The sequence below is a fragment of the Micromonospora sp. NPDC049107 genome, from assembly GCF_040648595.1.
Classification (GTDB): Bacteria; Actinomycetota; Actinomycetes; order Mycobacteriales; family Micromonosporaceae; genus Micromonospora.
In genome coordinates, this window is the sequence record NZ_JBEZEC010000010.1 from 59540 (window position 1) to 83526 (window position 23987).

The following is a 23987-nucleotide window of genomic DNA, read 5'->3' on the forward strand; positions in this document are numbered from 1 at the left end:
ACCTCCAGGGACGCTCCGTCGTCGGTGCGGAGCGCGCGCCCGTACCGGCGTTGCGGGGCATGCGCAGAGCCGGGAGCCCGAGCAGCCGACGGCCGCCCGGGCTCCGGACCGTGCGGCGTTCGTCAGGGATACATCTGCGCGACCGTAAAGTTCATCGATTGCGCGAAAAGGCTGACACCGGTCGGGCTGTTGGGGTGGAAGGACTGCGTCGATGTCGGGCCGTCCGGGGTGTCACCCGGCGACTTGTCCGTCACGACCCCGTGGATGCCGGCCGGCGAGCCGCAGACCGCCTTGCCCGCGAACTCGTCGATCGGGTCGGAGTAGTACGCGATCGTCGCGCCGTGCGCGGTGTTGAAGTCGTGGACGACGTCCAACTGCTCGTCACGCAGCAGCACGCTCATCTCGGTGAGCCACACCCGCTCCTCGTCGCTGAGGACGAGCTTGAGGGCGCAGAGCGGGTCGCCGCCGATCTCGACGAGCTTCGGGTACCCCATCAGCATGATCTTGGCGTTCGGCGCCTTCCGGTGAATCTCTTCCAGCACCTTCGTGTTCGACCGCGGAACCGCGTCGGCGATGCGGCGCCGGGTCGACACGTCCACGGTGTCCGTCTCGCCCGACAGTTTCGCCTTGAAGCAGTCCAGTGGGCCGGCCATGACGAGGCACTCCTTGACCACCGGGCCGAACCTCGCGTCGTTGCCGCCGATCGAGATCGTGACCAGGGTGGTGTTCTCGTCCAGGTAGCCCTTGTCGAGCTGGGACGCCTCCAGGTACTGGCCCATGCCCCGTTGACCGTCGGCGTTGCGGGGCTCGTTGCTGACGGTACGCAGGGGCAGGATGTTCTCCGTCTCCGCGCCCGAGCAGGCGATCAGGTGATAGTCCATGTTGACGTCGTGCTGTTGGCTCGTGATGTCCGCCCGCAGTCCGATCGGCGTGGACGAACCGGGTAGCACCGCCTTGCGCGACCACGCGTTCTTCGAGCGGTGGCAGCCGTTGCGGTAGGCGTTGTTGCTGTTGTTGTCCGACTCGCGGTAGTAGTCCGATCCGTTCACCGGCGAGGCGCCCTCGCCCGACGAGAACGAGTCGCCGAGCGCCACCACCTGGTGCTGCGGCTTGCCCGGCAGCGGGATGAACGCCGCCGCGTCGAAGGCCACGTTCTCCTGCGGCCGGCCCAGCGCCAGGTCGCCCTGCCCGCTGGCCGGCACATCGTCACGCAGCTGCGCCAGCTCCTCGGGGGTCAGGTCCGACACCGTGTTGGTCAGCTCCACCGTCGGGACGTTGTTGAACTCGAACACGCCGAGCGCCACCCACCGGTTCGCGTACCCGCGCTGCTGGACCATGCGGGTCTTGACCACGCCGTTCTTTGTCGTGATCTTGTACGCCGCCTGCTGCGTGGTACCGAGGTGATCGGGAATGTGGACCATGACCCGCATCCAGCCGTTCACCGTCCGGTCCAGCGTCCATGTTCCGCTGACGTAGAGGTTGCTGCCCGGCTCGCGGGTGTGTGTGAACCAGTAGTGCGCGCCGTACCCCCCGCCGACCTGGTGCAGGTCGATCTTGCCCGGGTACTGGAGCGTGCCGTTCTGTGTCTCGCCGGCGAACCCGTGCGTGAACGTGCCGCTGTTCGTCCGTCTGGTGCAGAGCCAACCGGCCTCGTCACGGCGTGGGCTGACGACTTCGTTGATCACATCGTCGACCACGAGCGCGTTCGCCGGGAGTTCGGTGCCGCACTTCGGTAGGTAGCTCACCCCGGCGGCCGGATACTCCCAGCCGGGGTCGTACCTGATGGCGGCGTTCCCACAGTCCAGACAGCCCGGTTTCCAGTCCGCCGATCGGTTGTACCAGCACTTGAGGTCCCGTTCGCCGATGACGTTCACGTGGTGGCACGGGCCGGCCGGCTCGTCGATCACGTCCGGCGCCGTCGGCGGGAGGTTGTTGCCGTAGTAGCAGTCGTTGGACTGGTCGCAGAACGTCTGAAGGTGCGGCTTCACCCGCGCCCGCCCGTCGTTCGTGCTCCACCACGCGTACCGGTAGCCGTCGGTGTAGGTGTCCGGCTTCTCGATCGCGTTGAGCGGGTGTCCGGCCCAACCCATGATCTTTTCCGGGTACGGCCATTGGCTCGGGTGCCGCGCGTCGTCGTAGGCCTCCTCCAGGAACGCCTTGCGGTTCGCCGGGTACCGCGGGTTGGCCGGGTTGTTCGCCCAGCCGACGCCCCACGGCTCGTCCGTGCTGCCCTGCGGCGCGTAGAACCCGGTGTTGTAGGCCCACACCGCGAAGAACCAGTTCTCGATGTACTGCGGGTCGCCGCCGTTGACCTTCATGTTGTACGCGTGGACCTGGTTCCACTTGTCCTGCAGGATTCGCAACGACTGGGAGATGTTCGCGGCGAAGTCCACGGCGATGGCCAGCTGCTGGTTGTACGGCAGCGGGACCTCGTTCGGCTTCTGGAAGCCGGGCTTGCGCATACCGTCGGTGACCTGCCCGACGCCGTAGCCGCAGTCGGACTTGTCCCAGCGGATCGCCCAGTCGTCGCTCGTGTCGGCGTCGTAGATGTCGAGCCCGTAGTAGTTGCCGACGAGCGGGTTACCGAACTCGCCAGGCAGGACGTGCGGCGAGGCCTGCCACAGGTTCGACTCCTGCGCGAGAATGCCGAGCATGATCTGAGCGGGCACGTGGCCGCCGCCGTCGAGGGGCCGCATCGGGAACCATTGAGCGACGTTGTAACCCGGCAGACCGGACTGGTTGAAGTTGTTGCCCCGGTTGAGGATCAGCGAGTCCTGCACCGCCATGTCAACAACCCATTCGATCTCCCGGGCGCGCGGCTGGTACACCTGTACCCGCACGTCGTTGCGGGGGATCGCGCACCAGGCGGCCGTGTCCACCGGGTCGTGCAGCGGTGTCGCCAGCGTCGTGGCACCCGGTGTCGACGGGGCCCGCCCCGGCGTCCTCGGGTTCGCCCGAGCGCCAGCGTCGCCCGACGTCGGCGTGGTTGGCGCGACCGCGAAGTTCACGCTGCGACCGGTCGCCGGCACCTTGGCCTTCATGACGAGCGACCGTCCGCGGCGGTCGTCCGTGGCCTGCGCCGCCCGCGGGTCGGTCGTCCACTTGATGTCGTCCAGCAGCAGGTCACCCTGGCTGGACATCTCCGCCTGTACGGTCGCGTCGAGCTTCGCGACACCCGTGGGCAGTTTGTGCGTCCTGCCGGGGGTACCGGTGATGCCGACCCGACCGCCCGCGCCCTTGACGACGTTCATGTCGGTCGTGCCGCCCTCGGCCAGCGTGGCCGTCGCGCCGGACCGCACAACGGTCCGCTTCACCCGGCCGGCCTTGCTGTCGGCATCCATGTACACGACGCCGTCGCCGTTGGCCGCCAGCCGGAACGGTACGCCGGTGGTCCTCGCGACGGCCGACCGGCGGCCCTTGCCGTCGACCTTGACCAGCGCGCCGTTATCGGCGGCGATGATCCTGCCCGCGACCGGTAGCGCCGAGGTGAGCTGGCCCGCCACCTGGATCGGCGGTGCCACGGAGCCGGTCGCGGCGTCGAGCTGCGTCAGCCGGGTCTTGCCCGAGCCGGTGTCGCCGCCGGTGAACGTGCTCAGCACGACGTTCTCACCGGTACCGCAGCCGGGGCTGAAGTACGCGAGAGACGCGTGCGCGGCCACCTTCCGGACGGACTGGTTCTTGAGGTCCACGACCGCCACGAAGGCGCCGCGGTCGAACAGGTCGGGCTTGTTGGTGTAGGCGCGCGGCGCGTACGTGACGACCAGCCGCCGGCCCGACTCGGTGAGGCAGCCGTTGCCGATCCACTGGTCGGTCTCCAGCCCCGGCTCGCTCAGCGTCGCCGCGGTCGTCCAGCTGTAACCGGAGGCCGCCGACGCCACGAGCACGTGCAGACCGGTCATGTCGCCGGAGAGGGTCCAGGCCCGATCCTGCGACGTCCGCCAGCCCTGCTTGAGGGTCGAGTCCCGCTGGCCGGGCGGTACCGCGGTGACCGCCACATCCTTCGGGGGCGGGTCCGGCGCCGCGGCAGCCGGCGCGGGAAGCGCCACGAGACCGCTGGCGACGAGCGCGGCGGCGGCGAGCGCGGCGGTGACGGCGCGACGGGCGGCGCCGGGGCTGAGCCCGCGCGGCAGCGCGGGGCGGGGCGGTGATGTTGACACTGCGGATCCTCCAGGATGCTCGGGATCGATGCAGTGTCGGAACCGCGCACACCGTCGGCGCATCACGAGGTCATCGTGGGCGTACCGCTCCGGCGTCACGGCGCGGCGTACCCCCTGCTGTACCGCGAGTCCCCTCGTTCCTCTCCGGAGGCTCCGCGGTGCCCGCCGCAGACGGCGATGGCGGCGCGACGCGGCGCGGATGGCCTGACGATGCGGCCGCGATGCGGCGACGCCGAAGGATCACCTCCACGACATGCAGCACGATTGAGGAGAACAGCATGAAGGTAGCGAAGGTCCGGACGCATCGCCTGGCGCGGACGCTGATCGCCCTGGTGGCGTTCATGGGATTCGGCATGGTCGCCGCGGCGGTACCGGTGTCGCCGGCGCTGGCCGCGTGTTCGGGCACCGGCTGTCACAACGTCGATCCCAACGGTCAATGCAGCGGCACCCGGTACGGCTGGACCGGCGGCGGCTACGACAGCGGGCTCGGCATCGTCGTGGTGAAGTCGCCCGGCTGCAGAGCGGCCTGGGCACGCCTGCAGAACGACCAGTACGTCCGCTACGCGGGTGCCACGTTCACCGTACGCATCGAGCGCCGGGTGTGGTCGTCCTACGGCTACTGGTACACGGGCAGCCTCAGCAAGCAGTTCCTCTCCACCAACGGCGGGGTGTGGACCAACATGCTCGAGGATCTCGACTCCTCCGACGAGCACCAGGCCTGCTTCAGCCTCAACGGCGGCGCCTGGACGTGCACCCCCTGGATCAGCTGAACGGCAGGCGGACGTCAGGGTCCCCCGGCGGCGCGGGGGCCCTGAGATCCGTCATCCGCGTCGGCTTGCGCCACCTGGGGAAGCTGGCCGCCGGGGGCATCCCAGATAGACATATGGCCCTGCGTCGACGTCGGTGTGCCTTGTTAGCCTGCGGCTGTGGAGCTGCGACTGCTTGGCCCCGTCGAGGCTGTCATCGGCGGACGGGTCGTGCCCGTCCGACGTCGTCAGGAGCGACGGCTGCTCGCCATCCTCGCGATACGACCGGGCCAGTTCCATTCCGCGGAGCGACTCATCGACCTGCTCTGGGAAGATCGGCCTCCGGCCCAGGCACGAGCGGGCCTGCAGGCCATGATCTCGCACCTGCGGTCCACGCTGGAGCTGGGCCGGTCGACGGAGCCCGCGTTGCTCGCCCGACCCAACAGCTACGCACTGGAAATCCCGGCAGAGCGGGTCGACGTGCACCGGTTCACCGCCCTGGTGACGCAAAGCAGGGGCGTCACCGATGCCGATCAGCGCATCGCGATGCTCAGTAGCGCGCTCGGTCTGTGGCGGGGCGCCGCCCTGGCCGACGTCTTCGACGACGCCCAGCGGGGCCGGCTCTTCCCGGATCTCGACGAGGCACGACTGACCGCGCAGGAAGAGCTGCTCGGCGCCCGCCTCGACGCCGGCCAGCACCGGGAGATACTGGCGCCGCTGCACGAGCTGATCAGCGAGGCGCCGACCCGCGAGCGCCCGGTCGAGCTGCTGATGCTGGCCCTGAGCGGGATCGGTCGTCGCGGCGAGGCCATCGCGGCCTACGACACTCTCACAGATCGGCTCGCCACCGACCTCGGTGTCGCGCCCGGAGAGCAGATCCAGGCGACGTACCGGAAGCTGTCCCGCGCCACCGCGGCCTCGGACGCCACGCCCACGTCCTCCACCGGGCCGGCGCAGCTACCGCTGCCGCCGGGACACTTCGTCGGCCGCGACGCCGAATCGCGTCAGCTCGACCGCCTGCTCGCCGACGCGGCAGCGCCGCAGGTCCTGATCCTCTGCGCGGTCGTCGGCACGGCGGGTGTCGGAAAGACGGCGACCGCCATCCGGTGGGCGCACAGCGTCCGTGACCGCTTCCCGGACGGGCAGCTCTTCCTCAACCTGCGGGGTTACTCCGCCGGCCGGCCGATGCGCTCGGCGGAGGCGCTCGGCGCGCTGCTGCGGGGTCTGGGGGTGCCGGCGGGACGCATCCCGGCCGACCCCGAGGAGGCGTCGGCGCTCTACCGCACCGTCGTCGCCGATCGCCGGCTGCTGATCGTTCTGGACAATGCCCTCGACGCCGAGCAGGTGCGGCCGTTGCTGCCCGGGTCTGCGGAGAGCCTGGTGGTGGTCACCAGCCGGGACCGCCTGACCGGGCTCGTGGCCCAGCAGGACGCCCGCCGCCTGACCATCGGACTGCTCCCGGAACCGGACGCGATCGAGCTGCTCACCGTCCTGCTCGGCGCCGACCCGCGAGCCGCCGATCGTGACGCGATCCGGGACCTCGCCCAGGTCTGCGGTCGGCTCCCACTGGCCCTGCGGATCGCGGCGGCACTGCTGCACGACGAGCCGGACCTCGCGGTGTCGGCGTACGTGGGGCAGTTACGGCAGCGCAGCGTCGCCGCCCTGGCGATCGACGACGACCCGAGTGTCGCCGTGCAGACGGCGTTCGACCTCTCCTACACCCGGCTCCCCGGCGAGGCCCAGCGGATGTTCCGCCTCCTCGGCACCGTTCCAGGGCTCAGTCTGTCGGTCGACGCGGTCGCACACCTGGCGCAGACATCGGTGGACGCGGCCCGCCGGACGCTGGCCCGACTCTTCTCGGCACACCTGGTGGACTTCGACGACGATCGCGTCACGCTGCACGACCTGCTGGGTCGCTACGCGGGCCAACACAGTGCGCGGCAGGCCGGCCGGCCCGAGGCGCCTGCCGTCCTCGCGCGCCTGTTCGCGTGGTACCTGGTCCGCGCCCAGGCTGCCGGCGACCTGTTGGCGCCGGGGCGGGTCCGCCTGGAGCTGCCGACGGGCCTAGCGGCGGGTGACGCCGGCATCGGTGACCGTGCCACGGCACTGGCCTGGCTCGAGGCCGAGGAGTCAAACATGGTGGCGCTGATCAGGGCCGCCGCCGACAGCACGTCGAGGGCCGCTGCCGCCCTGCTCGCCGACCAGCTACGAACATACTTCTGGGTCACCCGCAACTCACTGAACTGGCTGCTCGTGGCGCAGGCGGCGCTGCACGCGTCAAACGGGGACGCGCACCCGTCTCTGCGGGCGTCGGCACACATGAGTCTGGGCAACGTGTACCACCTCACGGGCAACCAACTGGTCGCAATCGCGCACCTACGACGGGCGGGTCACCTGTTCCGCAGCGCCCGGCACGCGCAGGGTCAGGCCGCCGCAGCCGGCTCGCTCGGCGCGGTCTTCGGTGATCTCGGGCAACTGGCGACGGCGGCGGCCTGCTTCGAGCACGCGTTGCGGCTCAACGAGCGGATCCGCCACCGTTACGGCATCGCGGTGATGGCGAGCAACCTCGGGACGATCTACGCCATGGCCGGTCGACTGCGGCTGGCGGTCGAGCGACTCACCGCCGCCATCGTCATCCACCGGGAGGACGGCGGACGACCCAACGAGGCGGTCATCCTCACCAACCTCGGCCTGGTGCGCACCGTCCGGGGTGAGTACCCGGCCGCCCTGGGCGATCTCCACGCGGCGGTGCGGACGGCCCACGAGGTCGACATGGCCTCGATCGAGGCGAACGCACTGGCCGGGATCGGCCAGATCCACACACTACGCGGCGACGTGCCGGAGGCGAGGTCGGCGCTCGCAGCCGCGCAGCGTCTCGCCGACCGTACCGACGACTGGCACTGCAAGGCGTCGATCGACATCGCCGAGGGGGGCCTGCTCCGGCTGACCGGCAACCTCACCGGCGCGGCAGCCCGATATACCCGGGCCGCCGAGTGGGCCAGGTCGGCGCGCACGTTGGCGACGGAGGCCGAGGCCCTGGTCGGCCTCGCGACGTCCGTCGCCGAGCGGACGCCGCTGTTGGCCAGCTCCTCGTTGGAGCGGGCGGTCACGCTGGCCCGACAGTCCGGCGCCGCGGTGATCGAGATCGACGCGCTGGCTGCCTTGGGCGAGGTCGCCCGGCAGAACGGCGACGCCGTGCAGGCGGCCCGCCTCGCCGGCGAGGCGGCACATCGCGCGGAGGCGATCGGGGCACCCCTGGTACGCGCCCGCGCGCTGATCACCCTGGGTCACCTGGAGGACTCCTCGCGGGCCTGGCCGGAGGCGCTGGGCATCCTGGAAGCGCTCGGCAGTTCCGAGGCGGACGTCGTCCGGGCCCTACTGGAGCGGCACGACGGCCGCCCGGTCGGCGTCCCGGCCGGATAGCCGACGTTGCTCCGGGGCGGGAGCGGCGTCCGGGCGATGCGACGGTGATGGCGGGCTGACGTCGGGGGTGCTCCGGTTGGTCGGCAGCGCCGTACGACGCTGCCAAGGAAACGCCAACCCGTGCTGGGCAACCTGGTGACCAGGCCGTGCGAGGGGTGCGGTCGGCATGGAGGTCATTGCATGGATTTCCGGATCCTCGGTCCGCTGGAAGCGTCCGTCGAAGGAACGCCCCTGCCGCTCGGCGGCCGCCGGCAGCAGCGGATCCTGGCCGTGCTGCTGCTGCGGGTCGGCCGGGTGGTCCCGGCCGACAGGCTGGTCGACTGCCTGTGGCCGCTGCGGCCGCCGGCCACCGCGGCCAGTCAGATCCGCAACTGCGCCGCGGCCCTGCGCCGCCTGCTCATCGCCGGCGGCCTGCCCGAGCGCTCGCTCGTCCGGCGGCCGGGCGGTTACCTGCTGGATGTGGAGCCCGGCGAGCTGGACCGGACACGGTTCGACGACGAGGCCCACCGGGCTCGGCGGTCGCTGGCTGCGGGTCGCGCGGCGGAGGCCGTCGGGTATTTCCTGCGGGCGGAGAACCTGTGGCGCGGGCCGGCCATCGCCGGTCTCGCAGATGGCGTGCTGGAGCCCGAGGCCATGAGCCTGGAGGAGTCGCGGCTGCAGGTGATCGAGGATCGGCTGGAGGTCGAGCTGAGTCTGGGCCGGCACGCGCGAGCCGTACCGGAACTCACCGCGCTGGCCCGAACTCATCCCGGGCGTGACCGCCTGCAGGCGGCCTTCATGGTCGCGCTGTACGGCAGCGGGCGGGGTGCCGACGCGCTGGCCTCCTTCGACCGGCTGCGCTCGTCGCTGCGCCGTGAGCTCGGCCTGGAGCCGAGCCGGCGGCTGCGGGACCTGCGCCAGGCCATCCTCACCGAGGACGATGCCCGGCTGCCGCCGACGGGCGGGTGGGGGCCGGCGCGTGACGGCGAGCCGTACCGGCAGGCAGCTCTGCTTCGGCCGTGAGGGAGGTGACGCAATCGCGTCCACGCTGCCTTGTCAAGAAACCGTCAAGGTTTGTGCAACGCCGGGCGTGCAATCTCTGTATGGCAGGCATCGGTCACGAGAGGACGCAGCCGGTGCGACTGTCTGTTGTGGATGGTGCTAGCTTGATCGATCGTGTCCATCTGTCCCGCCACCGCCGTCGTCGTATGACAGTCGATGTGCAGTACACGACTCAAGAGGAACGATGACATCAGTACTCATCGTTGAACCGGTATCTTCCGGCAACGAACTCGTCGTCCGAGCCGCAGCCATGGGTTGGCACACCGTGGTTGCCAGCTTCGATGCCGACGACCGAACTCTGACGGCGGCGACCAAGGATCTGGCATCCGCCGTCGTGCGGGTAGATACGAATGACGCACACGCCATCGTTGAAGCGGTGAGTCGCTCGCCAGTGGGGGCGGGGCTCGATGGTGTCGTTGCCGGTTCGGAGTTTCACGTCGAGATCGCGGCCCTGGTTGCGGAGAAACTCGGCCTGCCGGGCCTGAACACCACCGATGTCGCGCTCGTTCGGAACAAGGCCGAGATGCGTGAGGCGCTGCAACGCGCAGGCGTCCCGTCGCCCCGGCATCGGAAGGTGGCCTCCCGCGCCGAGGCGGAGCTCGCGTGCGCGGCGCTGACGTTCCCGGTGGTGGTCAAACCGGTGGAGTCGTCAAGCAGCATCCACGTCTTGAAGGCGAGCGACACGGCCGAGGCGGTACGGGCGTACGCCGCCATCGAAGCCGATGGCATGATCGACCTCGGCAGGCCGCTCGGTGACGAGGTCGTCATCGAGGAGTACGTCTCCGGCGACGAATACAGCGCCGACGGATATGTTTGGCGCGGCGCCGTGCACATCGCCGCAGTGACCAGGAAGCTCCTCGGCCCCGAGCCGACCTTTGTCGAGTTCGGTCACATCACGCCCGCCCCGCTGGGACCGACCGATCTGGGTGCGATCGAGCGGTACGTCGGCCAGGTGGTCCGGGCGGTCGGGCTGGACAACAGCGTCTTCCATTGCGAGGTACGCCTGTCCACGAACGGACCGGTACTCATGGAGATCGCCGCACGGCTGCCGGGAGACCAGATCGTGCACCTGGTAGCCGACGTCACAGGTGTGTCGATGGCGGACGCCGCCTTGTTGATGGCGGTCGGCGCGAACCCGGAGACCTGCCTCGACGAACACGCGGCATCCGGGAGGGCTGCGGGCATTCGCTTTGTGGACCCCGGCGGCATCACCGCCTACACGCGTATCGAGGGATGGGACGACGTGCCGCGCTACGCCGATGTCGTGGAGCGAAAGGTGCTGGTCCCCGCCGGCGAGCAGATTCCCTCGACCTATGAGGCCCTTCGGCGTGTGGCCTATATCCGCTATCGCGCTTCCGATCCAGACACCGCTTTGACGATCAACGAGCGACTGGGTCGGGAACTGCGACCAGTCGCAGCGTATTTGTCGTGAGTATCGCGCGATATTATGCGATGCGGTTTGCCAGCTGGCTGTGCGACTACCTGGTCCTGTTCGCCGTACCGGTGCTCGCCTACAGCTTGACCGCCGATGTGCGCTGGTCGGGCGCAGCGGTCTTCTTCCAATGGGGACCGAGACTCCTGGGACTGTCGGCAGCGATCCTGCGGCTCGACAATATACGGCAGCGGACCCTGATGGTCGTGGCGGATCTGACCAGGACCGCGACGGCGCTCGCGGCTGGGCTGATAATGGCGGTGTATCCCGGTGCGGTGCTGCCGGTGCTGATGATATTCGCGATGGTCGTGGGCCTCTGCTTCGAATTGACTTTCGTCGGTGGCGAGAAGGTCGGACTGTCCTTGGTCCGCCCCGAGGGGCAGGAGCGATTCCAATCGCAGCTGACCGCCTTTGAGCAGGCGGCGATAGTCCTGGGGCCGGCGGCGGCGGGCGTGGTGCTGTCGTTCCCACCGCCGGTGCTGATGTTCGTGGCGGCGGGTTTGTTCGGAGTCTCGCTGCGGATGTCGATATCGGTCCCCTCGGACGGTACGGCGCACATCTCGACAGCGAAGCGGACCCTGCGCGCGACCGTACGCGGTGCGCTCGAGGACCCCGTCCTGCGCCGGATCGTCCTGGTCACCATGGGCCTGAATTACGTGCTCGCGCTGATCAACGGGGCTGCGCCCCAGATCGCGTTCGGAACGTTCGGGACAAGCAGCAGTGAGCTGGGCCTGATGTACGCGGCGAGCAGCGTGCCGGCCATCGTCGGTCTGTTGACCTTCCACCGGCTGACCTCGCGTGTGCCGCTGTCGACGATCGGGATCGCGGTCGCGGTGGGGATGTGCCTGGCCGCGTTGGGCGTAGCGCTGGGGGCCCGGCTCTGGGTTTTCGCTGGATGCCTCGGTGCGTTCCTGTTGCTCGACGCGTTCTTCAGCGTGTACATCCGGGTCGTTAGAGCGCGTCGGGTGCCACTGGAGAACTACGCGGCGACCGTGGGGCTCTTTGGCATGCTGCTGATTGTGCCGATGCCGCTCGCCGGGCTCACACTAGCCGCTGTCGGAAATTTCGTTGCCCCAGCGGTGCTCATCTCGGCGTCCGCTGCGGCCGTGCTTATCGCCGCCGTCACCGCATTACCGAGAGGGCGAGCCCTCCTGGTTGCCCCCGTCGCCCTCCCGGTAGGGACGGCCCACACCAGTCACGATTCCTGAGCCAACGACTCTGCCCCCGTTGGGCTGCCGCGAGCTCGGCCGGCCGGCCCGTGCCCGGCCGGCCGGGCGATCAGCGCCCCCAGCCGATCCCGGATTGCGCCTGCTCGAGACCGGTCAGCCTATCCCGCACCGTCTCGGCGTCGGGGTGATTCAACTCGTCGAGGATGACCACGGCCTGCTGCCAGCATCCCTTGGCACCCGCGAAGTCGCCCAGTGTCATCAGAGTGTTGCCGAGGTGGTGCTGGCTGTCAGCCTCGGCGTAACGGTTCCCGGCCTCCCGGTTCAACCTGATCGCCTCGCGGTAGCACTCGATCGCCTCGGCCGAATAGTGCAGCTGGTGGTTGATGTAGCCCAGGCTATCCCAGGTCGCCGCCTGCCCAGACGGATCGCCGACCTCCCGCAGCACCATCAGAGCCCGGCCGCAGTGGTCCTTGGCGGCCTCGTACTGCTCCAACATGGCCAGCGACCAGCCGACATTGTTGAGCGAGACCGCGTGCGCCAGCCGGTCATTCGCGATCTCGGCCAGCATGAGGGCGGCCTGATCGTGGTCGAGCGCCTCGCGGTGGCGGCCCTGCCGCTCGAAGACGCGCGCCAGGGCCAGATGCGCCTGCGCCTGATCACTCGTCGAACCGACCTCGCAGGCGAGGTCGAGCGCACTCCGGCTGTGTGTGTAAGCGTCGTCGTACTGGCCCAGCCAGGCATGGGCCACCCCGATGCCGCGGTGCGCCTGACCCATGGCGCGCCGGTCGCCGAGCCGCCGGGCCGCGTCCAGGGCGAGCCGCTGCGTGTTGATCTGATCCCGCCAATGGCCCTGGCGGTTGAAGTACTCCATCAGCGATCGAGCGAGGCTGCACAGGCTCGCGTCATGACCCTCGTCCGCGGCCCGGCGAACGATGTCGAGCAGCATCGCGTGCTCGGCGGTAAACCACTCCACCGCCTCCCGGGCCGTCGTGAGACGGGAAGATCCGGCGTCCGGGCCCTCCACCGCATCCTGGGACAGATGCCGCTCGAGCAGTACGGCGGCGCGGCGCGACGAGGTCACGTAGTGGGTGAGCAGCCGGCGAACAGCGGCCGACCGCTCCTCCGCGGTCTCCACCGCGCGGACCAGGTCCATCGCATAGCCCCGGAGCAACTCGTGCAAGGACAGCCGGGCCGGCTTGTGCTCGCTGACCATCTGGGCGTCCTGCAGCTCATTGAGCAACATCCTCGCCGTGGGCAGGTCCAGCGCCGCGAGGTGGGCCACGGCCAGTTCGTCGATGTCCGGACCGGGCGAGAGTCCCAGCAGGCGGAACAGTCTCGCCGCGGCCGGGCTCAGCGTCCGGTAGGTCCACACGAACACGACGTGGACGCCCCTCCCGGCCTCAGCCGGCGTTTCGGTCGATCCAACAGCCACGTCGAGCTCGTCGGCGAGCGTACGAAGATCCAGGTCAGGGTGGGTCGCGACGCGTGCGGCGACGAGGGCCAGGGCGAGCGGCAACCCGGCACAGCGGGCGATGAGCCGGTCGACGGCGGCACTGTCCGCCGCGACCCGCGCGGCGCCCAGCCGGTTGGAGAGCACCCGCCTGGCCTCGTCGTACGGCAACGGGCCCACGGCGATCGGATGAGCGCCCTCGCTCGCCACGAGGCTGGGCAGCGCACGACGACTGGTGACCAGGACCAGACAGTCGGCGGTGCCGGGCAACAGGGGCCGGACCTGGTCGACGTCACGCGCATTGTCCAGAACCACGAGCATTCGGCGACCAGCGACGTAGCTGCGGTACAACGCCGCCTGTGCCTCCAGGCTGACCGGGATGCTCTGCGGCGGCACCTGGAACGTGTCCAGGAACATGCGAATGACCTCTTCCGGCCGCACCACCACGCCGCTCGGCTCGAAGCCTCGCAGGTTGGCGTAGAGCTGCCCCTCCGGGAACTGCTGCGCCACCCGGTGTGCCCAGTGCACCGCCAGTGAGGTCTTGCCTGACCCAGCGGCACTCCAGAGGACGCACAGCGCGGGCTGCTTCTCCGCCTGGGAGCTTTCGAGAATGTCCGTCAACTGGGCCATCTCCGATTCGCGGCCGGCGAACCCCCGGACGTCGATCGGCAGCTGCGCTGGAACGACCAGGTGCCGACGCGGTGCGGGCCCAGCGACGGCATGGGTCGGGCGCTGCGGCGGGATCCGGACCTGCGGTGCGAGAACGGCGTCACGGCTGATCGCCGGGCCGGTAGGTCCGATCCGGTCGCCCTGCAGGATCGCCTGCTGCACCTGCTGCAGCTCGGGACCCGGCTCGATGCCGAGCGCATCGACCATCTGCCGGCGCACCGTCGCGTAGCGGTCGAGGGCCTCGCTCGTGCGTCCAGCAGCGTACTGGGCCTGAATCAGCGTCGCCGCCAGGCTTTCCACCAGCGGAAAGTCGTAGGCCAGCGCGTTCAGCTCCGCGATGACCGCCTGTGGGTCCCCGATCGCCAGCTCCGTCCGGGCCCAGGCGACCACGGCGTCCAGCCGCTCCAGCGTCCACGCGTTCCGAGTGCGTTCCGCCCAGGCGCTGGTCAGGCCGGCAAGTGGCTCGCCGCGCCACAGGGCGACGGCTTGCCGGAGCAGTACCCGCGCGTCGGCCTCGGAGCACAGCCGCCTGTCGGCCCGCTTCACCAACCTGCGGAAACGGTGTAGGTCGATGTCGTCGGGCTCCATGTCGAGGCGGTAGCCCCCGGAGCCCAGCAGCAGCCGGGCCGGATCCCCGGATCCCGTGTCGATTGTCTCCAGCGATCGCCGGATGCGGGTGATGTGACTGTGCAAGGTGCGCCGCGCCCGCTCGGGTGGCTCCTGGCCCCACACCCGCTCGACGAGCACATCGGCCGGCACCGTCCGTCCGACCTCCACGGCCAGCGCGGCCAGGACCGTGCACTGCTGCGGTCTTCCCATCGACGACGATCGACCCTGCGATCGACCCTCCACCGGCCCGAGAATGATCAAGCCCACAATGCCCCCGTAGATCACCTAAGCCCGAAATACCCTGCGGCCCAGGTAGCACCTCATCGTGTCGACGTCGCTGTCAACTCGCCGTCAAGAAATCAGCCTACATCACTGACCATGCTTGACCAAGACAGATGACCGGGGGGTCATGTTCGTGCCTATATCACGGTGGTGCAATCAAGTTACGGGGAATTTCAATGGCTCGACAGGATGAGTTTGCCCAGAAATCTAGGCCTCTGACATCAGCATTCGAGGATTGGATTGATGGTACCGCTTTCTCCTGCCTCGGAGCACGCGCGTCGTTGCGTCAGAAGCAATTGTATTGCGTCGAACTGAAGTCGATGCTCGACGTCGACAGCACTCGGGAACTGCACCGGGAGATTGTCGGCTTCGTCGACCGGACCCGGCTGCACGAAACCAGGTTCAGCTCCTTCGCAGCGATCTTCGAGAATCCGCGGCGGCTGAGCGAGGCGGAGTTCGAGCAAACCCTCTGGACGCAGCTCGCCATGCTTCGCCAAGTGGATCGGGAGAAATACGCGTGGGCGCCGGGTGTCTCCAGTGACCCCCACGCCCTGGACTTCGCCTACAGCGTCGCCGGACATCCGTTCTTCGTGGTGGGTCTGCACTCCCAGGCGTCGAGGATCTCCCGTCGGTTCACGCACCCGGTACTCGTCTTCAACTCCCACAAGCAGTTCGACCAGTTGAAGCAGGATGGGCTCTACGCCTCGCTGCAGGACAAGATCCGGGCCCGCGAGCTGCGGCTTCAGGGGTCCATCAACCCGAACCTCGCGGACTTCGGGGAGCAGCCGGAGGCCCTCCAGTACTCAGGACAACCGCAGCCGGCGGAGTGGCGGTGCCCGATCTCGAGCGCCTCGGCGACGTTCGACGGGATGGCTCGGTGAAGACCGCCGTCAGTAAGGCTCGCCTCCTGTCGCTGCGACGAGCCCGCTGGGCGGACGCGGAGGCCCTGCACGACCTGTCCGCTCCGTTCGTCGCGCTCGGTCGGCTGCGCCATCGCGACGTCGGTGAGTTCGCCCGGCGGCACGCCGACTTCCTGGTCGTCGAGGACGACAGCCGGATTGTGGCCTGCGTCGGCGTCCAGCGTTTCGGGAGCGACTGGGTCCTGGACAACCTGTGCGTCCAGAGCAGCTTCCAGGGCCGCCGGACCGGGAGCCTCCTGCTCGACAGGATCCTCCAGGAGGCGGCCCGGTCATCGGCACGTGCACTGTACGCGGCGTCCAGCCCGGCCAACGCGTGGTTCCTCGGACACGGGTTCATTGAGGTCGGGCCCTCTGCCGGGCCTCGGCGCTGGGTGAGCCAACTGGATCCCACGCGCAATTCCGTCGTCTACCGCCGCCAGATCTGACGGTCGTCGACCTACGGGAAAGGGTACAGAACAGTGACAAACCTGCCTTCTGCGATAGTGACCGGCGCCTCGTCGGGATTCGGCCGGGCCACCGTCGAGCGACTGGTGAAGACCGGGCGGCCGGTCGTGGCGCTGGCCCGTCGCACCGAACGACTCACCGAGCTCGCCGACCGCCTCGGCCACGACCTGGTGCATCCGCTGACCGTCGACGTACGGGACGGAGACGCCGTCGCCCAGGCTCTCGGCGACCTACCCGCACCGTTCTCCGATGTGGGCATCCTCGTCAACAACGCCGGTCTCTCGAAGGGCTTCGGCCCGATCCAGGACGCCGATCTGCGCCACTGGCGCGAGATGGTCGACACGAATGTGCTGGGACTCCTGCACTGCGTCCGCGCGGCCCTGCCCCTCATGCTGGCCGCCGGCCGCGGCCACGTGGTGAACATCGGCTCCATCGCCGCGGTGTACCCCTACCTCGGCGGGAACGTCTACGGCGGCACCAAGGCATTCGTCCACCAGCTCAGTCTCAACATGCGAACCGACCTGGAGGGTCGCGGCATCCGCGTCAGCTGCATCGCCCCCGGCATGGCCCGTACGGAGTTCGCGGTGACCCGGTTCGACGGGGATCAGGAGCGAGCAGACGCCCTGTACGACGGCACCGACCCGCTCACCCCGCAGGACATCGCCGAGGCGGTGGAGTGGTGCATCTCCCAGCCTCAGCGAGTCAACGTGAGCCTCATCGAGCTCATGCCCACGGACCAGCCATTCGGCCTCAGTTTCCGCCCGAGCCGAACCAAGGAGCAGTGATGACGCAACCCGTCTGGAGTGTCAACGACTGGGATCCGCTGGAGGAGGTCATTCTCGGCTCCGCGGCCGGCCTCACCCCGCCTCCGGTGGACGTTTCGCTGAAGCACTTCTTCGAGCCCCCGGCGGACGCCGGGGACGAGCGGATCGACGCCAGCACGCTGCAACGCGTGGTGGACGAGACCGAGGAGGACTTCGCCCAGCTCACCGAGACGCTGACGAGTGCCGGCGTACGGGTGCGCCGTCCGGACGCGAGCACCGTGGGCCGGAGCTACGCCACTCCGGAGTGGGATTCCGTCGCCATGCACGCGCTGATGCCGCGGGACTGCCTGCTGGTGATCGGCGACCGCATCATCGAGGCGCCGATGCCGATGCGTGCCCGCTACTTCGAGACCGCCCCGTTCCGGGGCCTGCTCCGGGAGTACTCCGATGCGGGCGCCTCCTGGTTCTCGGCACCGAAGCCCCTGCTGCCCGACGAGACCTACGTGTACGAACCTGGTGCCTCGGTCGTGGCGGAGCACGAGCCGTTGTTCGACGCCGCCAACATGCTCCGGTGCGGGACCGACATCTTCTTCAACGTGAGCAACACCGGCAACCGGCGGGGTGCGGCCTGGCTACGTCGGCAGCTGGGCTCGGACTTCCGGGTGCACGAGATCTCCATCTGCAGTGATCACGTCGGAACGACGTTGCACATCCTGCGGCCGGGGCTGCTGCTGGCCAACTCGGAACGCCTCACCGCGGATCGGATTCCCGCCCCCCTGCAGTCCTGGAAGACCATCTGGGTGGACACACCAGAGGACGACGGCTATGCCTTCGACTGGCCGCGCGCCTCAGTCTGGGTCGGCATGAACATTCTGGCCCTCGGCCCCGACACGGTCGTGGTGCCGGCCAACCAGACCCGGGTGATCAAGCAGCTGGAGAACGCCGGGATCACCGCGGTCCCCACCAGCTTCCGGCACGGTCGCACCTTCGGCGGCGGACTGCACTGCTGTTCGCTGGACGTACGCCGGCGCGGCGGACTCGAGACGTACCTGTGACTCCGTCGCGTTGGCGACGCTTTTCCTGAGCTCAGCAGAAAGGGCCAGCCGGTTGACGCTCACCATCCTTGCCTCGTTCGCTCTCAGTGCGTTCCTGCTGAACCTGAGCCCCGGGCCGTCGATCCTCTACGTGATGTCGCGCAGCGTCGTCAACGGACGGATCGCCGGAGTGTTCGCGGCCTTCGGGCTGGCTAGCGGGAGTGCGATGTGGGCGCTCCTGACGGCGATCGGCGCCTCCGCCCTGATCGCCTCGTCCGAGCTGGCCTTCACGATGCTGCGGATCGCCGGTGCGGCGTACCTGCTCTATCTGGGCATCTCGGGGCTCCGTGACCAGCCGTTCACGGTAAGAACCGAGAGACCGGCCAGGGTGTCCGGCTTGCGCAGCTACCTGCAGGGGTTCCTGGTGGAGGGCACGAATCCGAAGACGGTCACCTTCTTTCTCGCCCTGGTCCCGCAAATCATCGTCAGTCTCGACGATCCGGGCCTGCTGGTCCTGATCGGGTTCTGCTTGATCGTTCCGCTGACCGCCCTGCCCATCGATGTCACCGTCGGGGTCACCGGAGGCACCCTGGCCTCCAAGATCGCCAGACGTCCCCGGGTCGGGCGTGCGCTCAACTACCTGTCGAGCGCCGTCCTCATCGCTCTGGCCAGCCTGGTGCTGTTCGACCGATGACCGGCCCAGCCAACCGTCCGGGCCTCGCGCGAAGGAGTCTCTCGTGTCCGCTGTCGAGGCGACAGTCGAAGCACTCTACCGATATCCGTTCAAGTCCATGCAGGGCGAGACGGTCGATGACGTACGGCTGGACAGCCGCGGAGTTTCCGGCGACCGCGAGTGGGCCGCCACCTTCCCGGACGGGCGGGTGGGCAGCTGCAAGACCTGGAAGCACGTCCGTCGCCTCGACGGCCTGCTCGCCTACGCGGCGCGCACACGCCACGGTCGCGTCGAGGTTCACACGCCGAACGGCGCCGTGCTGGCTGCCGGCGACCCCGACCTCGACGCGGCGCTCACGGCGTTGGCCGGTGAGCCGGTGCGGGCCGCTCGGGAATCGGGCACACCTCACTTCGACATCGGCGCGGTCCACCTGATCTCACGCTCCTCCCTCACCGCGCTGGCGGCCGAGGTGCCGGAAGGAACCGTGGTCCCGGTGGCCCGTTTCCGGCCCAATATCGTCATCGACGGGGAGTGGGGGCCAAGATTCGAGGACGACTGGATCGGCCGCGAGGTGTCCATCGGGGAGACCACGAGACTCGAGATCACCGAGCAGACCGAGCGGTGCGTGACGGTCACGCTGCCGCAGCCGGGCGTGCCCCGCGACAAGGACGTCCTGCGGGTGCTGGCCGAACAGAGACAGACAAACTTCGGGGTGTACGCGAGGGTCATCTGTGCGGGCCCGGTCCGGTTCGGCGACCGTGTCCGCGTGAGTTGAAGCGGTCTTCGCCCAAGACGCGGGCCTCCCGAACTGACACGGCCACCGGGATTCTGACGCCGGTGACAGCCGACGGACGCCGCGTCTGGCCCGCCGTCTCGTCGCGATCCACAGCGACGGGCACGGCACGCCATCGACGTCGACGCTCACATCAGTCTGCCGTGCGCCGCGAGAGAACCGGACGTGCCTACTCGACGATCACCGACGTCAGACGGACAAGGCCGGTAACGCACCTGCGCGGCCCGGCAGCTTTGATCGTGCTGCGCGCGACCCCAGCGGCGTGGATGTGCCCGGCTACCTGCCACCTGATCGAGGGGATTGCCGATGACCGTTAACGCCGTGTGGAGCAGTAACGACTGGGACCCGCTGGAGGAGGTCGTGCTGGGCACCGCCGTCGGCTTCACTCCCCCGCCCGTGGACCCCTCCCTGCGCCACTTCTTCGAACAACCGGTCGAGGCGGAACGCGAGAAGATCCCCAGCGCGTTGCTGGATCGAGTCATCGACGAAGCGGAGGAGGACTTTCACGATCTCACCGCGGTACTCGAGTCGCACGGTGTCGCCGTTCGACGCCCCGAACCCCTGGTGCCGGGACAGCATTATGCGTCGCCGGACTGGGCGTCCGTCGCGATGCATGCGCTCATGCCGCGAGACTGCCTGTCGGTCATCGGTGACATGCTGATCGAGGTCCCGATGCCGATGAGGTCCCGGTACTTTGAGGTCTTCCCGTACCGCGACCTGCTGCGCGGGTATTTCGATTCCGGAGCCCGATGGCTGTCGGCGCCCAAGCCGAGGCTGCCGGACTCCACGTACATCTACGAGTCGAATGCTTCGGTAGTTGCCGACGAGGAACCCTTGTTCGATGCCGCAAACCTCCTGAGATGCGGGTACGATATTTTCTTCAACGTCAGCAGCACCGGTAACCGGCGAGGTGCGAGTTGGCTTCAGCGAATCCTGGGGCCGGATTTCACGATCCACGAGATGTCCATCTGCGCTGATCACGTCGACACGACACTGCACATACTTCGGCCGGGCCTACTGTTGGCCAATGCAGTTAAAATGACGCCCGAAATGATTCCGAGCCCGCTGCGGAGCTGGAAGACGCTGTGGGTCACCGATATCGAGGATGACGGTTTCGCCTTCGACTGGCCACGAGCTTCTCGCTGGGTCGGGATGAACCTCCTCGCGCTGGGCCCGGATCGCGTGCTTGTCCCGTCCAACCAGGTCTCTCTCATGCTTCAGCTGGAGCAGGCAGGCGTGGAGCCGGTGCCCGTGCGGTTCCGGCACGGCCGTTCCCTCGGGGGCGGACTGCATTGCTGCTCTCTCGACATCCGACGCCGGGGAGAGTTGACCAGGTACTTCTGATCGAGTCGGTGGCGGTCCTCGATGCTGGCGGCATCGAGGGTTTCGGGGTGCCCATTTTCCGTTGCAATTTTCGGTGAGCAAAGTCTTGCACGGACGGGCTTGACGCTCAGGAGAACCACTGGATAGTATTCACACCGATCAATATAAATACCCAGGCCACAGAGAAATAGCTCGGCGACGGCTCGGCCACGACTGCCCAACAGAACGGAAGACTCGAATGTCAAGACTCATCGACGGGTATGCCATCATCGATCTGCCTCCGGTCTCGCAGGAGGTGTTGAACAGCTACGACAATGTCCCGCTCGACGTCTACATGGGAAACAAGACGCGCTACAAGCGCTTCTCGCAGTACAAGATTGACTACATCTCCGACGCCTGGTCGTTCGAGCTGCTTCCGCACCGCCCCTACGGCCAGTCCCGCGAATACAACACGGTCGCGGGCGGCATCATGCGCGAGTACGAGCCATTGCAGGCCGACTTCCTCCCCTACCTGCACGCGGTCGCCGCCAACCTGCCACTGGACCGCTCCGAGAGCTGGCAGGTGAACGTTCACCAGAACCGCAGCCGCGCCACGGAAGCGAAACCAGGGCTGGTCACCCCGGAGGGCGTCCATAAGGACGGGCATGAGTACGTCGCGATTCTGGTCTTCAACAGGCACAACGTGACCGGGGGTGAGATGCGGCTGTGGAAGGGCCTCGACTCCTCCGAGCCGTTCTGGCGTGGCACCGTCCAGCCTGGTCATGCTGCGCTGCTCGATGACCGCGCCGTCGCACACGACGTCACAGACTTGCACCCTGATGCCTCCGGCGAGGAGGGGCACCGCGACATCGTCATCGCCGCGTTCTCGCGCTGGTCGGAGCGTTGGTACGGCGAGGAGCACGACCAGGCGGTGCTCAACAGCAAACCCTCGGCGCAATGAAGGCATCGGGTAGACGTGTCACTGTGGTCGACCGTGAGGTCGCGGGCGGATGCCCGTTGGACTGCCCGGATGCCTGCAGCTGGATAGTGGGCGTCCGCGACGGTGCGGCCGTCACGTTGCGCGGTCGCCCCGAGCACCCCTTCACCCACGGCACTCTCTGCGTGAAGGTCAACCAGTACCTCGACCACGCGGCGTCGCCCGACCGCCTCCGTCATGCGCTGCGTCGCACCGGCCCGAAGGGCACCGGCAGGTTCACGAGGATCAGCCTCGACGCGGCGTTCGACGAGATCGCCGAACAGTTCGACCGGGTTCGTCGCCAGTACGGCGGCGAGTCGATCTGGCCGTATCAGGGAACGGGCAACCTGGGGTTCCTCCAGGGGCTCCAGGGCCAGGCCGGCGCACGGCTGTGGAACGTGCTCGGCGCCTCCGAGCACGACATGACGATCTGCTCGGTGGCGGGGCTGGTCGGCGCGGACCTTGCCACCGGGACCCACCGGGGCATCGATCCGGAGTCGCTGGCCCACTCGCGGTTGATCTTGCTGTGGGGCGTCAACACTCTCACCACAAGCCATCACCAGTGGCGGTTCATCAACAAGGCACGCGAGCAGGGCGCGCACGTCGTCGCGATCGACCCAGTGGCCACAAGGACCGCTCAGCAGGCCGACGAGCACCTGGCGCCGCGGCCCGGTACCGACGCAGCCCTCGCGCTGGGCTTGCTCAACGTGGTGGTCGCCGCCGGCGGGGCGGACCATGCCTACCTGGCCGACCACACAGTGGGGTGGCCCGAGTTCCGCGCCCGCATCGAGCAGTTCCCTCCGGAACGGGTCGCGGAGTTGACCGGCGTCTCCCGCGCGCAGATCGAGCATCTGGGGGAACGGATCGCCGCCACGAGGCCCACCGGCATCCGCGCCGGCAGCGGGATGCAGCGCCACGCGGGCGGCGGCGCGGCCGTTCGCCTGCTCGCCTGCCTGCCGGGCGTCACCGGTGACTGGGGCAGGCTGGGCGGTGGCCTCACCTACTCGACCGACGGGTACTTCGGCGGCAACCGGCAGGCACTCCTGTGCAGCGACCTGCGTGCGGCGCCGGTGCGACGGCTCTCCATGACCCGCCTCGGCCAGAACCTCCTCGACCTGACCCCGCCGGTCAAGGCGCTGTTCGTGTACGGGGCCAACCCGGTGGTCAGCAACCCGGATCAGCAACGCGTTCGCCAGGCGCTCGCCCGCGAAGACCTGTTCACGGTCGTCGTCGACCACTTCCAGACCGACACCGCCGACTACGCCGACATCGTGCTGCCCGCGACCATGCAGACCGAGCACCTCGATGTTCTCGACGGCTACGGCCACATGTACATCGCGTGGAACGAGCCGGCGACGGCCCCTCCGGGTGATTGCCTCTCCACCACGGAGATCTTCCGCCGAATCGCCCGGCACATGGGGTTGTCCGAGCCGAGACTCTACGATTCGGACGAAGAGATGGCGGCTCAGTTGCTGGCCACGGACCATCCATCGCTGGCCGGTATCGATGTTGAGTCCCTGCGCCGAGACGGGTGGGCGAGACTGAGTTATCCGGCCGAATTCGTGCCGTTCGCCGACGGCTTCCCGACACCGTCCGGCAAGCTGGAATTCCGGTCCGAGCGAGCCCTGGAAGCCGGGTTCGAGGCAGTGGCGGGATACACCCCGCCACGCGAGTCGACCGACCCGGAACTGGCCGCGCGGTACCCGCTCTCGCTGATCGCCGGCGCCTCGCACTTCTTCCTCAACTCGGTCTTCGCCAACAAGCCGGAACTACGGCGCCGGGCTGGTCCGCCCCGGGTCGAGCTGCACCCGGACGACATGGCCGCCCGTGGGCTCCACGACGGCACACCGGTCGCCGTCTTCAACGACCGCGGTTCATTCGTCTCCACCGCGTACGCCTCCGAGCACGTCCGCAGCGGAGTCGTCGGGACCACGAAGGGCCATTGGATGAAGCTCACCGGCGGCCCGACCGTCAACGCGACGGTGAACGAGCGGGACGCCGACATGGGCGGCGGTGCAGTGTTCCACGACAACCGCGTCGAGGTCGAAAAATGGCAACCCTCCGCGGCGCGGGACTGACATCAGATGACACATCATTTCCATG

16 protein-coding genes are annotated in these 23987 nt (G+C 68.6%); 14 read left to right on the forward strand and 2 right to left on the reverse strand.

Going from position 1 to position 23987, the window contains the following annotated elements:
- Positions 1–122 precede the first annotated feature (122 nt).
- Positions 123–4157 carry a hypothetical protein gene (locus AB0B55_RS24085; RefSeq protein WP_357173951.1) on the reverse strand — a complete coding sequence of 1345 codons (4035 nt, stop codon included), beginning with the start codon at positions 4155–4157 and terminating at the stop codon, positions 123–125.
- A 278-nt stretch (positions 4158–4435) separates the two neighbouring features.
- Here AB0B55_RS24085 and AB0B55_RS24090 point away from each other — a divergent pair, with 278 nt between their 5' ends.
- The 5 genes from AB0B55_RS24090 (at position 4436) to AB0B55_RS24110 (ending at position 12007) form a co-directional block, all read left to right on the forward strand.
- Positions 4436–4927: a hypothetical protein gene (locus AB0B55_RS24090; protein ID WP_355047809.1), complete on the forward strand. Its 492-nt coding sequence runs from the start codon at positions 4436–4438 to the stop codon at positions 4925–4927.
- A gap of 156 nt (positions 4928–5083) precedes the next feature.
- The gene (locus AB0B55_RS24095; RefSeq protein ID WP_357124889.1) at positions 5084–8326 is read left to right on the forward strand and encodes a BTAD domain-containing putative transcriptional regulator; all 3243 of its coding nucleotides are present in this window, start codon (positions 5084–5086) and stop codon (positions 8324–8326) included.
- A 180-nt stretch (positions 8327–8506) separates the two neighbouring features.
- On the forward strand, positions 8507–9328 hold the full coding sequence (locus tag AB0B55_RS24100) for an AfsR/SARP family transcriptional regulator (RefSeq protein WP_357124886.1): 822 nt from the start codon (positions 8507–8509) through the stop codon (positions 9326–9328).
- A gap of 223 nt (positions 9329–9551) precedes the next feature.
- Positions 9552–10799 carry an ATP-grasp domain-containing protein gene (locus tag AB0B55_RS24105; protein ID WP_357124883.1) on the forward strand — a complete coding sequence of 416 codons (1248 nt, stop codon included), beginning with the start codon at positions 9552–9554 and terminating at the stop codon, positions 10797–10799.
- Positions 10796–12007 (forward strand): hypothetical protein, encoded by a 1212-nt coding sequence (locus tag AB0B55_RS24110; RefSeq protein ID WP_357124880.1) that lies wholly within the window; start codon positions 10796–10798, stop codon positions 12005–12007. Before AB0B55_RS24105 ends, AB0B55_RS24110 begins: the two co-directional genes overlap by 4 nt.
- A 70-nt stretch (positions 12008–12077) precedes the next feature.
- Here AB0B55_RS24110 and AB0B55_RS24115 read toward each other — a convergent pair whose 3' ends face one another.
- Positions 12078–14981, reverse strand: coding sequence for a BTAD domain-containing putative transcriptional regulator (locus AB0B55_RS24115; protein WP_357124877.1), 2904 nt, complete (start codon positions 14979–14981; stop codon positions 12078–12080).
- A gap of 173 nt (positions 14982–15154) precedes the next feature.
- Here AB0B55_RS24115 and gntA point away from each other — a divergent pair, with 173 nt between their 5' ends.
- From gntA to AB0B55_RS24160, 9 genes are all read left to right on the forward strand, one after another.
- The gene (gntA, locus tag AB0B55_RS24120) at positions 15155–15859 is read left to right on the forward strand and encodes a guanitoxin biosynthesis heme-dependent pre-guanitoxin N-hydroxylase GntA (RefSeq protein WP_357124873.1); all 705 of its coding nucleotides are present in this window, start codon (positions 15155–15157) and stop codon (positions 15857–15859) included.
- Positions 15856–16323 (forward strand): GNAT family N-acetyltransferase, encoded by a 468-nt coding sequence (locus tag AB0B55_RS24125; protein ID WP_357124870.1) that lies wholly within the window; start codon positions 15856–15858, stop codon positions 16321–16323. Before gntA ends, AB0B55_RS24125 begins: the two co-directional genes overlap by 4 nt.
- Positions 16324–16380: 57 nt before the next feature.
- The gene (locus tag AB0B55_RS24130) at positions 16381–17127 is read left to right on the forward strand and encodes an SDR family NAD(P)-dependent oxidoreductase (RefSeq protein ID WP_357124867.1); all 747 of its coding nucleotides are present in this window, start codon (positions 16381–16383) and stop codon (positions 17125–17127) included.
- Entirely contained in the window at positions 17127–18161 is a 1035-nt protein-coding gene (locus AB0B55_RS24135; RefSeq protein WP_357124864.1) for an amidinotransferase, read from the forward strand. The genes AB0B55_RS24130 and AB0B55_RS24135 overlap by 1 nt, the downstream gene beginning before the upstream one ends.
- 52 nt (positions 18162–18213) lie before the next feature.
- Positions 18214–18834 carry a LysE family translocator gene (locus AB0B55_RS24140; protein ID WP_357124861.1) on the forward strand — a complete coding sequence of 207 codons (621 nt, stop codon included), beginning with the start codon at positions 18214–18216 and terminating at the stop codon, positions 18832–18834.
- 43 nt (positions 18835–18877) lie between these two features.
- Complete coding sequence (locus tag AB0B55_RS24145) at positions 18878–19588, forward strand: MOSC domain-containing protein (RefSeq protein ID WP_357124858.1); 711 nt, start codon at positions 18878–18880, stop codon at positions 19586–19588.
- Positions 19589–19912: 324 nt separating this feature from the next.
- Positions 19913–20950: a hypothetical protein gene (locus AB0B55_RS24150; RefSeq protein WP_357124855.1), complete on the forward strand. Its 1038-nt coding sequence runs from the start codon at positions 19913–19915 to the stop codon at positions 20948–20950.
- Between the two features lie 217 nt (positions 20951–21167).
- A complete protein-coding gene (locus AB0B55_RS24155) occupies positions 21168–21869 on the forward strand; it encodes a 2OG-Fe dioxygenase family protein (RefSeq protein WP_357124852.1) in 702 nt (233 codons plus the stop codon).
- Entirely contained in the window at positions 21866–23962 is a 2097-nt protein-coding gene (locus AB0B55_RS24160) for a molybdopterin-dependent oxidoreductase (protein ID WP_357124849.1), read from the forward strand. Before AB0B55_RS24155 ends, AB0B55_RS24160 begins: the two co-directional genes overlap by 4 nt.
- The last annotated feature ends 25 nt before the right edge of the window (positions 23963–23987 follow it).